General features: G+C 43.6%; 16 protein-coding genes. 10 read left to right on the forward strand and 6 right to left on the reverse strand.

Annotated features, from left to right (window positions below; translation table 11 throughout):
• The first annotated feature begins 35 nt into the window (after positions 1–35).
• On the forward strand, positions 36–380 hold the full coding sequence (locus L4D19_RS23790; protein ID WP_428454521.1) for a hypothetical protein: 345 nt from the start codon (positions 36–38) through the stop codon (positions 378–380).
• Between the two features lie 57 nt (positions 381–437).
• On the opposite strand, the gene L4D19_RS23795 is transcribed toward L4D19_RS23790, so the two are convergent.
• Positions 438–1,304 (reverse strand): MBL fold metallo-hydrolase, encoded by an 867-nt coding sequence (locus tag L4D19_RS23795; RefSeq protein WP_428454522.1) that lies wholly within the window; start codon positions 1,302–1,304, stop codon positions 438–440.
• A 292-nt stretch (positions 1,305–1,596) separates the two neighbouring features.
• Here L4D19_RS23795 and L4D19_RS23800 point away from each other — a divergent pair, with 292 nt between their 5' ends.
• Complete coding sequence (locus L4D19_RS23800) at positions 1,597–2,136, forward strand: cysteine hydrolase family protein (protein WP_428454523.1); 540 nt, start codon at positions 1,597–1,599, stop codon at positions 2,134–2,136.
• On the opposite strand, the gene L4D19_RS23805 is transcribed toward L4D19_RS23800, so the two are convergent.
• Positions 2,123–3,001 (reverse strand): LysR family transcriptional regulator, encoded by an 879-nt coding sequence (locus L4D19_RS23805; RefSeq protein ID WP_428454524.1) that lies wholly within the window; start codon positions 2,999–3,001, stop codon positions 2,123–2,125. The genes L4D19_RS23800 and L4D19_RS23805 overlap by 14 nt on opposite strands.
• 129 nt (positions 3,002–3,130) lie before the next feature.
• Between L4D19_RS23805 and L4D19_RS23810 the strand changes: the two genes are divergently transcribed.
• Positions 3,131–4,195, forward strand: coding sequence for an FAD-dependent oxidoreductase (locus tag L4D19_RS23810; RefSeq protein ID WP_428454525.1), 1,065 nt, complete (start codon positions 3,131–3,133; stop codon positions 4,193–4,195).
• 247 nt (positions 4,196–4,442) lie between these two features.
• A complete protein-coding gene (locus L4D19_RS23815; RefSeq protein ID WP_428454526.1) occupies positions 4,443–5,780 on the forward strand; it encodes an MATE family efflux transporter in 1,338 nt (445 codons plus the stop codon).
• Between the two features lie 9 nt (positions 5,781–5,789).
• Here L4D19_RS23815 and L4D19_RS23820 read toward each other — a convergent pair whose 3' ends face one another.
• Positions 5,790–6,623 (reverse strand): helix-turn-helix domain-containing protein, encoded by an 834-nt coding sequence (locus tag L4D19_RS23820; protein ID WP_428454527.1) that lies wholly within the window; start codon positions 6,621–6,623, stop codon positions 5,790–5,792.
• A gap of 179 nt (positions 6,624–6,802) precedes the next feature.
• Here L4D19_RS23820 and L4D19_RS23825 point away from each other — a divergent pair, with 179 nt between their 5' ends.
• Together L4D19_RS23825 and L4D19_RS23830 are read left to right on the forward strand one after the other, a co-directional pair.
• The gene (locus L4D19_RS23825) at positions 6,803–7,252 is read left to right on the forward strand and encodes a GNAT family N-acetyltransferase (RefSeq protein ID WP_428454528.1); all 450 of its coding nucleotides are present in this window, start codon (positions 6,803–6,805) and stop codon (positions 7,250–7,252) included.
• An 11-nt stretch (positions 7,253–7,263) separates the two neighbouring features.
• Positions 7,264–7,785, forward strand: coding sequence for a P-loop nucleotide/nucleoside kinase family protein (locus tag L4D19_RS23830; protein WP_428454529.1), 522 nt, complete (start codon positions 7,264–7,266; stop codon positions 7,783–7,785).
• A 55-nt stretch (positions 7,786–7,840) separates the two neighbouring features.
• Here the strand turns inward: L4D19_RS23830 and L4D19_RS23835 are convergent, their stop codons facing one another.
• Complete coding sequence (locus tag L4D19_RS23835; RefSeq protein ID WP_428454530.1) at positions 7,841–9,022, reverse strand: hypothetical protein; 1,182 nt, start codon at positions 9,020–9,022, stop codon at positions 7,841–7,843.
• 397 nt (positions 9,023–9,419) lie between these two features.
• Here L4D19_RS23835 and L4D19_RS23840 point away from each other — a divergent pair, with 397 nt between their 5' ends.
• The 3 genes from L4D19_RS23840 (at position 9,420) to L4D19_RS23850 (ending at position 10,973) form a co-directional block, all read left to right on the forward strand.
• Complete coding sequence (locus L4D19_RS23840; RefSeq protein WP_428454531.1) at positions 9,420–10,019, forward strand: rhomboid family intramembrane serine protease; 600 nt, start codon at positions 9,420–9,422, stop codon at positions 10,017–10,019.
• A 152-nt stretch (positions 10,020–10,171) separates the two neighbouring features.
• On the forward strand, positions 10,172–10,528 hold the full coding sequence (locus L4D19_RS23845) for a MerR family transcriptional regulator (RefSeq protein ID WP_428454532.1): 357 nt from the start codon (positions 10,172–10,174) through the stop codon (positions 10,526–10,528).
• A 58-nt stretch (positions 10,529–10,586) separates the two neighbouring features.
• Positions 10,587–10,973, forward strand: coding sequence for a carboxymuconolactone decarboxylase family protein (locus L4D19_RS23850; RefSeq protein WP_428454533.1), 387 nt, complete (start codon positions 10,587–10,589; stop codon positions 10,971–10,973).
• 74 nt (positions 10,974–11,047) lie between these two features.
• On the opposite strand, the gene L4D19_RS23855 is transcribed toward L4D19_RS23850, so the two are convergent.
• Entirely contained in the window at positions 11,048–11,950 is a 903-nt protein-coding gene (locus L4D19_RS23855) for a DMT family transporter (protein ID WP_428454534.1), read from the reverse strand.
• Positions 11,951–12,136: 186 nt separating this feature from the next.
• On the opposite strand from L4D19_RS23855, the gene L4D19_RS23860 reads away from it, so the two are divergent.
• Positions 12,137–13,030 (forward strand): helix-turn-helix domain-containing protein, encoded by an 894-nt coding sequence (locus L4D19_RS23860; RefSeq protein ID WP_428454535.1) that lies wholly within the window; start codon positions 12,137–12,139, stop codon positions 13,028–13,030.
• A gap of 40 nt (positions 13,031–13,070) precedes the next feature.
• Here the strand turns inward: L4D19_RS23860 and soxR are convergent, their stop codons facing one another.
• Positions 13,071–13,505, reverse strand: a complete 435-nt coding sequence (gene soxR, locus L4D19_RS23865; RefSeq protein WP_428454536.1) for a redox-sensitive transcriptional activator SoxR — start codon at positions 13,503–13,505, stop codon at positions 13,071–13,073.
• Positions 13,506–13,576 lie beyond the last annotated feature (71 nt).

The raw sequence follows: 13,576 nt of genomic DNA on the forward strand, positions 1-13,576 counted from the left end.
ATGTTTTATATATTTTCCAAATGGACGCATGTGGAATGAATAACCTTTTTACTTATGTCGCTGTGATAAAAGGTGAAGCGGTAGGGCTGGAGTTAATCAGTCAGGAGTCAGTTGATAACTCTTATGAAGATCAGAGTATTACCGTAGATTGTAAAGAGTCGTTATTTCACTTTTCAAATGGTGTAACAATTAAACATTGCACAGAATCCGAGGAGTTTGAGGCGGATGAGCTGATATGCCCGGAGTGCTGGATTTCATATGAAGTGATTTCAGAGTCATCAAGTATACAGGTGCACCCAAAGAGAAAGACCTTTACCAACCGGTGCCAAGAGAGTTTTTGGCTTAAGATTAACAAACAGCAGTCAGTCTTATTCAATTAGAGTTTTAGCTAAGTGGTGCCGAGGCACCACCTACTATCTTCAACTTAAGCTAAATCGCTACCACTTCATTTCTCCCATATGTACTTTAGCGCCGATGCTTAATGCGATTGGTAGCTGGGCGTCGGGATAGCTGGCAGACATCTTGTCGATAAGCTCATCGCTGTTTTTGCTTGATGCTTTTGTTTTCTGGAAGTCTTGTAAATATTGCAGCGAATAACTAATGGATGCTGTATTCAGTTTAGTACCGGACTTCATATGACCCGGAATGACTGTTTCAGGGTGAAGTGCTTGCATCTCTTTAAGTTGCTTTATCCATGCTTGTTGAGATTTATCACTTTGCGCATCAGCCATCCATAAATGGAGATTACCGAAAATTGCGACATTACCTAGGATAGCCTTGTTTTCCGGGATCCACAGATAAGGACGATGAGCAATGGCTCCTTCTGTGCCATGGATTTCTACTTTGTGGCCATCTACAGTTAGCGTATTTTTTGTATATGCTGCCGGTAAAACCGGAGTGACGGGCGCATTGTTTCCCAGCTTCGGCCCCCAATAGGCTACCTTTCCGGCAAGCTTTTCTTCGATAACTTTTCTAACGGCTGGAGTTGTGATGATCTCTGCCTCAGGAAACAGGCCGTGTAGTACCTCTGCTCCGAAATAGTAATCAGGATCCGCTTGGCTAATGAAAATAGTTTTTAGCTCTTTGCCTGAGTCAATCACCTTGGCTGCAATTCTTAATGCATCGGCTTTGGTAAAACCGGTATCGATAAGCAGAGCTTCAGTGTTACCGTACACAAGCGTGGAGTTGACATGGAAGCTGTTACCATCAGCGTTATAGACATCTAGTGTTAAAGGCGTGGTAGTTGCTGCAGTGGCCGCGTTAGCAAGCAATACTGATGCCGCAAGTAGGGTTAGTTTTTTCATGACATTCTCCGTAATACATATCAAGCGAGTTCGGATAGCATCTTAGGAGATTGATATGTTCAGAAAAATGCACATTTACAAACATGGTTGTATCTACCAGTGAACTAATGAATGAGTGCTTTAGCAACAAGCAGTGATGCGGTTAGCGTTTATTATCTTTTCATCTGAAAGTCATTGCCCTGATATCTTTCTAGTCTTAATATGAACGGTTTGGTTTAAGTTGTTGATTTTAATTGGTGGTTGCCAAGTAAAATCTAGGTGACTAGGGGGAAAGCATGATGAAAGGAGTCTTATGAAAACTGCCATTTTAGTGATAGATGTACAGCGTGTATTAATTGATCCTGCTCCTCAGCCTTTTGAAGCGAAGGAAGTGGTAGAGCGCATTAACCAGGTAACTGAGTGGGGCAGGGCTTGTGGTCATCCAGTTATTTATATTCAGCACGAACAACCTGATTCTATTATTGAGTTCGGAAGTGATGGTTGGCAATTGCAGAGTGGTTTAGTTGTCGAATCAAATGATAAGTTTGTTCGCAAAACGACACCGGATTCATTTCTGAATACAGAGCTAGAAACCACCCTAAAACAGGCAGGTATCGAACATTTGATCATTTGCGGCTATGCGACAGAGTTTTGTGTCGATACCACCACAAGGCGTGCTGCGGGTTTGGGTTATTCGGTTGATCTTGTCGCTGATGCACATACTACCCATGATAAAGAGCATGCGACAGGGCAACTAATTCGGGAGCACCACAACTGTACGTTGCCTAATATTTCAAGTTTTGGGGTTAAGATTAGCGCTATACCAACCACGAGCTTAGTTAAAGCACCTTGATAGGTAACTCTTTCTGTTCACGTAAGATATCGACAAAAGCTTTAATCTTGGCAATGTTGAACATATCCCGGTGTACAAGAATCCAAGTGGAGATTGACCACTCATTGTGAATCGGAATTTCTAGCAAAGTATCGATATCGCTGACTGTCTGCTTGGGAAGAACGCCGATGCCACATCCGTTCAGTATTGCCTGGGTTAACACTTGCTGGCTGGAACATAAGAACACAATGTTATTTTCAGGGATATGATTGTGAACCCATTCATTCCAGGTGAGATGCTCTGGCCTGCTTTTTAATGCGATAAAGTGATGATGAGTGAAGTCACGTTCAGTGGGTAAACCATACTGTTCTACATAGTCTTTATGCGCGCACAACACCAGTTGAATGTCTGCGAAAGGCAGAACAACATTATCAGGTGTTGTGGGTTTTCCTCCGCTTCTGATGGCTATGTCGGCTTCCCCATACTCAAGATTCAGATTTCTGATATCGCCAATGAAATCAACCCGCATTTTGGGATAACGGGACTGGTATTCTTTTATCACAGGCATAATCATGGCAGCCATTTCACTGATGCTGGTGATAGTAATCGTACCTTCTAACTGCTGCTCTTTACTCTTCAATCGTGAGGACAGTTGTGAAAAGTGGTTCTCAGTGACTTCCCCCAAACGCATGATATCGAGCCCAGCTTCGGTAGGAATGTAACCTTTATCATTGCGTTGAAACAGAGTAACCCCTAAATGTTCTTCCAGGGCATCAATGTGCCGCATGACGGTTGAACGGTGAATGCCCATATCCAGTGCTGTCGCACTCAGGGTTCTCAATTTGGCTAACTTATAGGCCGTTCTGATTTCGTTCCATTTATCCATCAATCCACCATCGCAAAAATGCACATGTAGCGTGTATATTCGCTCATTTACCGCATAAATGATACCGGATAGCCTTGTCGCAGGTAGCAATTTCGAACAATCTCGATGAGAACATAGAGGTAACGTGCGGTGATACAGACAGATGTGTTAATTATTGGTGGTGGTTTTGCTGGCGTCTCAGTTGCCCAGGAATTAGAGAAAAATGGCATAAAGACAACATTGGTGGATAAGAAAGATTACTTCGAAGTCACCTTTGCCACCTTGCGTAATGTTGCTGATCCGGAAAAAACACAAGACAGAGCGAGGAAAAAGTACCTGGACTTTCTTGCCAGTACGTTCATTCAAAGTGGTGTCGTGGAGTTGTCGAGAGAATCGGCGTTATTGGAAAATGGTAAACACATAGCGTTCAAACGTGCAGTCATTGCATCGGGTACTCGCTATCCAAGCATGCCAGTTGCAAAATCGAATGTAGCCTTGGATATCGAGGCACGTAATACGGAATTCAGTGACTTTCATACCAAGCTGGAAGCTGCTGATAAGGTGTTAGTGATTGGCGGTGGTGTGGTCGGTGTCGAATTGGCGGGTGAGATTGCTTATGCATTCCCGGAAAAACATATCACCTTAGCCCATAACACAGGAGCTTTGCTCAATGGCTTTAAAGAAAAGGCTCAGCGTAAATCCCTTGAGCAGCTAACGTCTCTTGGCGTTGAAGTTCAATTCAATAGCAGATACCGAAAAGCGCAGCAGCATTACGTCGATGAAAACACGGGCATGGAAAGTGATGCTGATTTGGTTTTTGAAGCGACAGGAATACTGCCAAACAGTGAATTCTTAAAGCCACATTTATCCGATACGTTAAATGAGCATGGGTATATCCAGGTTAATGAAAAGCTTGAGGTTGTAGGAGAGAAAAACCTCTATGCCCTCGGTGATGTTGCCGATGTCGGTGAGGCAAAGCTTGGCTACCTTGCTCAGCAGCAAGGCAGTTACTTGGCAAAGTTGATCATCCGTGATGCTAAAGAGAAAAAGATTAAGGGCTACAAGCGTAACCCCTTAATGGCACTCATACCTACAGGGCAAAAGAGTGGTGTTGCGCAACTGCCTTTTGCGGTGACGACGTCCAAGTTTTTGATGAACATGAAGCAGAAAGATTTATTTATTAGCAAAGTTTATAAAGCATTTGGTGCCGAGTAACGTGAGCTAATTAATATCGTTTGCATGGCTGTAACCTCAAACAAAGCAATATCACTTTGTTTGAGGCTATCCATACCGAGCTAGTCAGTTGTCACAACTTGCTTTTTCGTGCTGTTCGTTCTTAGGAAACACAGAAGAGGCCAAAACTAAAGATACGCTGATTTACCCTAAATAGTGGCTCTGCTAACTCAGGTCTTTCATGGCTACAGTTTCTGTCTCAGTAATTCACGCTAAGAGAGAACACGTCATGGACTATGGGCATGATCCAATTAAACGTTTATTTTTCAATTTATATTGGCCGACACTAACCGGAATGTTGACTATGGCGGCTTACCAAGTCGCTGATGGTATTATTGTGGGTTATGGTGTTGGCAGTATGGCGCTAGCTGGCATTAGCATGAGTTTTCCTGTTTTGATGGTCGCGATTTCACTGGCGATGTTGGTCGGGATAGGAAGCAGCATGGTTGTCGCCATCAAACTTGGAGAAGGGCAGACTTCGGAAGCCAATCGTATTTTTCATTACAGTTGTAGCTTTTCAATACTGATATCAGTAGTCCTTGCGGGGGCATTGCTGGTTTTTATCGATACGTGGGTTAGCCTGCTTGGCGCCAATGCCGACATCCAACCTTATTTAAAAGAATACCTTACCTACTTCGCGTTATTTCTGCCTACGCTGTTTCTAAGGTTTTGCTTTAGCTTCTTTCTCAATAATGACAGTGCACCTAGTGTATCTCGCAATGCCAATATTATTTCCAGCATTTTGAACGTTGTGCTCGATCTATTATTCGTTCTTGTATTCGACTGGGGCATTAAAGGGGCTGCTATTGCAACGGGTATATCCCAAACTGTTGCTGTTGTTTTCATGGGCTATCACTTCTGCCTAGGGAAAAAGCACCTTTCATTTAGACATTATGCAGTTAGAGTCATTGACCCTGAACAACGACGAATTTTCGGGTTAGGCTTTCCTATTTTCATCTCCGAGCTGTCGGGAGCTTTGGCATTTGGGCTACTCAACAAAACGGTAATATCTCAAGGCGGAAGTGAGGCTGGTGCTGCGCTGGCGACAATCAGTTTTACGTTGTTCTTCGTGATGAAATTTATTGTTGGGGTCGCCTTCTCGGTACAACCTTTATTTGGATTTAATTACGGGGCGAATAACCCACGGCGTATCGAAGAGTTGCTGCGCTTTTCTCTGAGGTTCGTTGTAGTGATAGGGATGTTGGCTTATGCGCTTATTTGTCTGTTTGCAGAACAAATTGTCCATCTGTTCAACGTGGTATCGCCCGAAGAGGTTGAGCTGGCTTCTCAAGCACTGCACTGGTTTTATTTTGGTATTGCCTTTATGGGCGCGAATCTGGTCTTTGGTGCCTACTTCCAGTCATTAGAAAGAGTCAAAGTCGCAACCAGTATAGCGATTTTGCGTGGCGTGATGCTCGTGGCCGCATTTCTTATGGTGTTGCCAAAAATCTTTGGCATGACGGGAGTATGGTTAGCCATTCCGCTGGCTGAGATCGTCGCTTTCATTATCACGCTACCTTTGGTCTTTTGGAGAAGAAACCAGAAGATTTGCAGTCAGCTTTCATAACATCGGGCATTAGCCATTTTCAGGTTCTCCACTGACCTTAATGGCTTGTTGCTTTCGCCACTGAGCAGGCGTGTGGCCGGTCGTCTTTTTGAATTGTCGGATGAAGTGCGTAATATCTTTCCAGTCTAGCTCGGTGGCAACGTTTTGTACCGACAGGGTGGTGTGGGACAATCGGTAGGAGGCTTGTTTTATTCTTGCTTGGCAGATCCATTCACCAACCGTAGAGCCGGTTTCTTTTTTTACAGTAGCAGCAACATGTGCGGGAACGCGGTGGACAGCGGCGGCTACCTCTTTGAGGGAAATCGATTGATGGCTGTGCTGGTGAATAAATTTCAGCGCTTCCGAGGTCAGTTTGCTCACTGGGCTTTGGTTGTCAATCGAGCCCATTTTTCGATAGATGTCGCCAAAGAGTATAGAAAGATAGGATCGTATCAAAGGTGTCGATTCTGTACCTGATTGCTGACTTTCAGTACTTAATGCTTCAAGAAGCTGGGTCAGGAAAGGAAGTCGCTTTGTATCCAGTGCGACAACAGGCAGAGAGCCATTGATGACTTGCCGGTAAGGTTGCATTAAAAGGCTGTCTTCATCAATTCCCAGGCAGCCAACACAAAAAGAGACTAAGTACATAACGGCGTGTTTGGCTTTTAGAGGATGATGTGGCATGCCAGGAGGAATGATGATGATGGCAGGTGCAACGATCTCGATCTTTGAGCCGTAAACCATCTCAATAGTACCGTAGGTAAGCAAGGCCAATCGGTGCTCTTGGTGGTGGGTGGTGTGGCCATCTTCTTCAAATGACAGATCTACAAAGCGATCGATGTTTATCCTGTGGTCATGTTTCATCAGCATGCCTTTTTATTGAGGATCTAAATATTTGCCGATTTTAACGCAAATTACCACCTATGACATCGACGGTTAATTGGCTACGATAAGTGCGTTGTTCTGCTGGCCGACAAGCAATATATTGAGAAGAGCATTGATCGTCTGCCTGATAACGGGGAAAACCAGAAGGAGTCATTACATTGAACAAGAAGACATGGGAAATACGTCAGGCCAAGCTTTCTGATGCTGATAGCCTGGCTCGTTGCATGTACGATGCTTACAGCCAATTTAAAGAAAAGTTAGGAGGCCAGGATCTTCCCCCGATGCTGGTTGATTATGAGGAAGAGATCCGATCATACCCGGTGTGGGTAGCATATGCTGGTGAGCACTTGGTTGGCGGGCTTATTCTGGTATTCAGTGAGACTTACACGACAATAGCCAACGTTGCTGTTCATCCTGAGTTTCAAGGACATGGATTAGGCAGGGGCTTGATTGAGTTTGCCCAGAAACAGGCGGAGCTGCGCGGACATAAGGAGATACGCTTAGTTACCCATGTTGGGATGAGCGCAAACATTACCTTGTACTCGTATCTAGGCTGGAAGGAATATGAACGCAGCGAGAATAAGGTGTTCATGACAAAATTATTGTGAGTAAACCATTAATGAATAAACCGTTTTTGTATATTTTTTCAGGGTTGCCAGCTTCTGGCAAAACAACCTTAGCGCGTCTGCTATCGCAGCATTTGAGAGCCTTTTACCTTCGAATCGATACGGTTGAGCAGGGATTAAGAGATCTGTGTGATTATAAGGTGGAAGGAGAGGGATATAGGCTGAGCTACCGGGTAGCCAAGGATAACTTGGAGCTAGGGCATTGCGTCATTGCTGATTCATGTAATCCCATATCTCTAACACGAGCAGAGTGGCAAGAAGTCGCCACCTCAACCAATGCTGATTATGTCAACATAGAAGTGTATTGCTCGGACGACAGTGAACATAAGCACCGGGTAGAGAACCGAGAGTGCAGCATCAAAACCCTGCAGCTTCCAAGTTGGCAGCAGGTACAGAATAGGCACTATGAGCCGTGGCAGAATAGAGTGATTCGCATCGATACTTTCGGCAAGACACCATCTGAGTCTTTGCATGAGCTAATTGAAAAACTCTCAAGACAGAGAAGCAACGACTGAATTTCCATAACGCCACTTACTTCTTAACTCAGAGTAGTGGCGTTGCGGAAAAGGGTTAAGAATAGTAATAATGTCTAACTAAGATATTCCAGAGTTCGAAATTTACAATGGCGAGTAAAACAAAGGAAAATAGGCAGGGTATTGCACTATTCTTTACTACCGTGAAGGTGTCCTCGTTGGACTTTTGTCGTATATTCGCAAAGTAGTAGATAGCGATAACCAGAGCAGACATTGATCCTAATGCCAAGTATAGATAGCCAAACTCGCCGACATAGTAGTCATAGGGTAATAAACGTAATAAAAAGTCTTGCGTTGTGATTTTATAACCTATTTTCACCATACCTGCGACTACAGCAGTAGTCACCCAGAGCCCTACAATGAGAAAGAGCCCCCAAACTTCTTCTTCCTCAGTTTCCTGTGCATCGTATACAACATTCATATTTGCACTCAGCCAGATTGTAATCAACATCATCAAATACACAGCAGTGGAAATAGCAATTTCATCTAGCATGAAATTTTGGGATGTTCGAATGTTATCCCCGTAAAGAAAAGCAGCTACGAGTAAAGAAGAGAGTAACAGAAACAGGTTGATAGCGTTAAAAAGTCCTGTAATACCTTTTGATGTTATTCGGTTTATGGTAGCTGAACAGATAAAGAATAAACTGTATGCAGCAGGGCGAAGAAGGCCGATATATCCTATGAAAACATAAAGAACAAATAACAGAGTTAACCAGATGATTTCATATAAGTCTGGTTTTGCCATTTGTTTACTCAGTTCACTATAAAGTGAATCTTTGGTGGCTAGGCTGTAAGCTAGTGGGATCAGTAATAGTAGCTTAGCAATACGTCCTAGCCAAATAGAGGGCTCAGCATCAGTAATGTCAGCCTTATAGAAAAAGCGTGTGATCGTGCCGGCAATAAAAACTGGCAGCAGGAATAGCATTTCACTGAAGTAATACTGTTGGTAAATTAGACCAACGCCTTCAATAGTAACACTGACTAGTATACCTATGATGATTACAGGTATCAGTAGAGAACCTATGCTGAGCGAGCTTCTGTTAGAAGAGTAATTATTCTGATGGTTTCTGTTAACGCTCTCTGTACTTGAATGTATGTTGGATGATGTATTGATGCTATCCCTGGACATGCTAAAGATTGTACTGACGCTGGCTGCAATGACAACTAAAAACGGTATAGTAATAACAGGATCGTACTTGGGGTGAGATAAATTGCTCACAAGGAATCTCCATGAAATAAAAAGCGCCCGCAATATACAGATTAATGTTGCCTTCTTACATACCTTATTTATCATCTAGATATGCAAAATTAGCTATTGTTTAATATTTTTCTATTAGGAGACAAGTTGTAATCAATATTGGAGTTGTAATAGCTAAAGTATCCAATCATGATTGTTATGCTTCCTTTCAAGTTTAGTAGTATCTCATTGGAGTGAAATGGCTTAGGATGTACATGATAAATACCCTTATGGAATACTGGCTAGTGATGTGATGAGTGGGTTTGTAAGCTCGTTAAAAATATATTGATGGTAAATTTATTCTTTGCATTTTTTTGACAATGTTTATAAAGCCTAGGAGGTAGACTTGTATTAATCTTCTTTTTCTTAAAGGGRATTCATGAAAATTAACCGATTTCCATTTGTTACCGTCATCATATCTGTTCTTACACTATTCTATTCGCTAGTTGTTAATTCTGAGATAAGTGGCTCTTTGTTTGGGGCGATTAAAATAGTCCAGCTAGAGCCATATGGTGGTGTTACTTTTGGTCATCTTTGGAATTTTGAGCTTTGGCGCTTATTCGTGGCTCAACTAATTCATGTCAAGCAACTCCATATGTTGTTTAATGTGCTGTCCTTTGCAGTGCTAGGTTGTATTCTAGAAAAGTATATTGGTTCTGCTCGTTTCTTCGTTCTCTGGTTTATATCCGGAACAGTTGGCACTTTGATAAGTACGCTTACCGTTGAACCGCCTTGGAACCTTGGAACTGGTGCCTCGCAGGCCATTTTCGGTGTGGCAGCATTGGGGGTGTTGCTTTTGTGGCGAGAAATTAACACATCACTTTCTCTCAAGTTCGCCCTTGTTATTGCCATGGTTCCTGCCTTGTTGTTAGATCTTATCTATGCTCATCATCCTAAGTTAGGGCATGTCACAGGTTTTCTAATGGGCTGGGCGATAAGCCTCTATTATCTGAAGGCGTACAAGCACAAAGTGATATGAAGATAGTAAGAATAATCTCATATACGTTTACAAACTCCCCCAACCATTACTGCTAACTCATTTATCATCAACGAGCGAATATGTTCGAACTAAAAATGTTGCTAACTTTCTGAATAATAGTTAGTTTGCTTGTGAATGAACTAGGGGCGGATATGAATATTAAGGACTTTTCCGAGGTGACTTCGTTGTCGCCTCATACACTCAGATATTATGAAAAAATAGGTTTACTACTGAATATTCAAAGAAACCCTAGTGGACACCGGTTCTACACTTCAAGGGATCTGGAATGGGTTCAGTTTATCGTCAGGCTCAAAGATACAGGAATGCCACTGGATAACATCTTGGAATATGCACAGTTAAGGAACTTAGGTGATAGTACTTTAGCTGAACGGCAGACATTACTGGAAGCGCATAGATGCAGTTTAAGACGTCGAATTGATGATGAACTTCTACACTTGAAAGCCCTAGATAAAAAGATTGATTACTATAAGAACCAAAAATCACCTTGACTTAGAGTTCACTCTAACTTGTAACCTCGCTTCATTCATCAGTAATAGGAGTGAGAAAATGAATAAGACAAGATACGAAATTGGTTTTGAAAAGCTCAGCGAAATTGATGGTAAGGCAGGGCATAGCGTTATCGAAAGCTTGCAGGACGTTTGCCCTGATTTAGCTCGATTCACTATTGAGTATCCATTTGGTGATATATATTCGCGAACAGGCTTGGATTTAAAATCAAGAGAGATTGCAACCGTTGCGGCGCTTACTGCTCTGGGTAACTGTCAGCCTCAACTGAAGGTACACATTAATGCAGCTTTAAATGTTGGTTGTACTGAGGATGAAATTAAAGAGGTTGTATTGCAGATGTCAGTCTATGCTGGTTTTCCGGCAGCCCTTAACGGTATGTTTGCGGTTAAAGAAGTGCTGATGGAGCGTAATATGGATTTGGCTTGATTTCATAATCTTCTTCGCTGCATTGAAAAGGCGCTAATCGAGATTAAGCGCCTTTTTCATTCGCCGATACATCGTTAGGCAATACTTGATTGGTACCAACGTTTTACTGGTTGTGGAATGCCAAATACACGTAGGTTACCGGTTAATACTAACAGGACGCCCAGTGCCGATAGCCATGTCCACTCGTAGTCTTCAAACAGGGTAGATAACGAGAGTGCCACCAGCGGAAAGAGGACGGTACAATACGCAGCCTTTGCTGCCCCAATTCTTCCGACGAGAGCAAGGTAAGTATTGAATCCAATCACGGACCCTACAATCGCAAGGTAAACCAAAGCTGAAAGATACATTGGCGTCATAGTCACGCTCAGCGGTAGGCCCATAACCATTGCAATAACAACCAGGTAGATCGCGCCATAACCCATTGACCAGGCCGTGGTCGGCAAGAGTGGCATCCCTTTTTTCTGAGCGTGGGCGGACACCATATTACCCATAGAGAAAAAATAGGTACCCAACAGGCTGAGCATTAACCCCAGCAGTATGGTCCAGTCCATCTCTGCATTCATAAACTGGGAGGCGAAAAGCAGCACGACGCCAGTAAACCCTATCAGTGCCCCTTGTATAAAAGTGACCGACGGACGGCGTTTTTCAATAATCCAAAGATTAAGTGCATTCAAGATCGGCGCTAGTGAGAAGACGACAGCATTGAGTCCGCTAGGGAGATATTGCGTTGCGGCATAAAAACAAAGGAAGTTGTTGGAGAAAAGGCACAAAGCCAGTAAAGCGGCCAATTTATGGTTTTCAGCAGAAAGACGAGGTAGTTTTTTTTGAAAAGCCAATATGGCAAATAGTGCGATAGCGGCAAGACCAAACCGCCAGGCGACAGACACGACAACGGGTGTATCGCCCAGTTGATAGGCAATAGCGAGCCATGTCGAACCCCAAATAAATACAGTGGCTGAGTATAAGATACCATTCATTACGTTGTTACTCCTTCACCCAGGATGCTGAGGGCATTTAATTCATACCATTAACGTTATTGCGTTTGCGCGAGGGAGGCGTTCATATCTTTGCTGTTTTTACAGATTCTTGCGCATTTTATTTCATCAGGTGTTCATGATTTTCAAAAATCAGTATATTGATGGAGGTCGGGACAGGAGAGTGAGATGGAAACAGGGATGACTTCGGGGGCTAAGAGACAGCGCGTCTATAACGTGCTGTCCAACAATACCGCGTTACTTCATAAGGACTTATGGCTAGATAGTGGCATGGGTACGGCTGTCTGGAGCAATAGCCATGGTAGGGCAAGTTATGATAAACCAGGTCACCATACTTTAAGCTTTTATCTCGAAGGCGGCCAAAATACCCAGCGCGTCATGAGCTCAGGCAATCTATCTGGCGGAGCGGGCAAGCTCTGTCTGATGCCCCAAGATCATCGCTCAGACTGGACTTTCTCTGCGCCGTTTAACTTTTTCCACTTCTATTTCGAGCAGGCTCATCTGCAAAATTTTGCCGAGCAGGTCTTTGATAAAGAAGGTCGTCATGTCGAACTATCAGAACGTACCTTTGTGGACGATCCCTTCGTCAATCAGTTGATTCGAGAAACCATAGTAAAACTAAACTGGGAGAGCTCGACCGATAAGCTGATGGTTTCCCATACTCAGCAAATTCTATTGCTTCATCTTCTTCGTCAGTACTGTAATAACTCACCGAGGCAGGCATTAAGTACGGGTGGGTTGTCATCAGTGAATCAGCGGCGGGTGATTGATTTTATTGAGGCCAACTTATCGAGTCAATTCACCTTGAGAGATTTGGCAGCACTAGCGCATTTAAGTGATTTTCACTTTGCGCGGATGTTTAAAACAAGTTTTGGTTGCACGCCGCACCAATATGTTCTTTCCCGACGGGTTGACCTAGCAAAGCAACTTCTCTCTAGCCCTACAAAATCGTTGGTCGATGTGGCACTTTTGTGTGGTTTTTCCTCTCAGCAACACCTTTCTCAGCAGTTCAAGAAACGAGTCGGGATTACACCTGCAGCATTTCGTCGCGAACATCAGTAGTAAGATTGGTTGTGATGTACTCTTCCTAATAGGGCCTGTACTAGGACTCTGGGTGGCTCAATTTTGCCCCTGCCTGCTTGATCCCGCGTGAGTCGTCGGGGTTATACAAGGCACAGCTATCTAATGACAAACAGCCGCATTGTATACAGCTTCCCAATTGAGTTTGCAGGGCTCTCAGGCTTTGGATCTTCTCTTCAAGTTTCTGGTGCCAGTCCTGGGCAAGCTCTTCCCATTCCTTCTTCTTGGGAGCCTTGTGTTTCGGGAGGTGTCCGAGCTCGTCAGAGATTTCCTGTAGCGTTAGCCCGACATTCTGTGCCGCCTTAATCACGGCAATTCTTCGCAATATCTGCCGGTCATACCTGCGTTGGTTCGCTTGGTTTCTGGAGCTGTAAATGAGTCCTTTCTCTTCGTAAAAATGAAGGGTTGCCACGGTTACCCCGGCTCGTTTTGCCACTTCGCCCACACTCATGTCCATACGTTCTCTCCTGAAATAGAGCTTGACCTCAAGTTAACCTGAGGTTCTAGAGTAGCAGTGAATTAACCAAA

Origin of the sequence: Photobacterium kasasachensis (assembly GCF_050336885.1) — a bacterium.
Taxonomy (GTDB): domain Bacteria; phylum Pseudomonadota; class Gammaproteobacteria; order Enterobacterales; family Vibrionaceae; genus Photobacterium; species Photobacterium kasasachensis.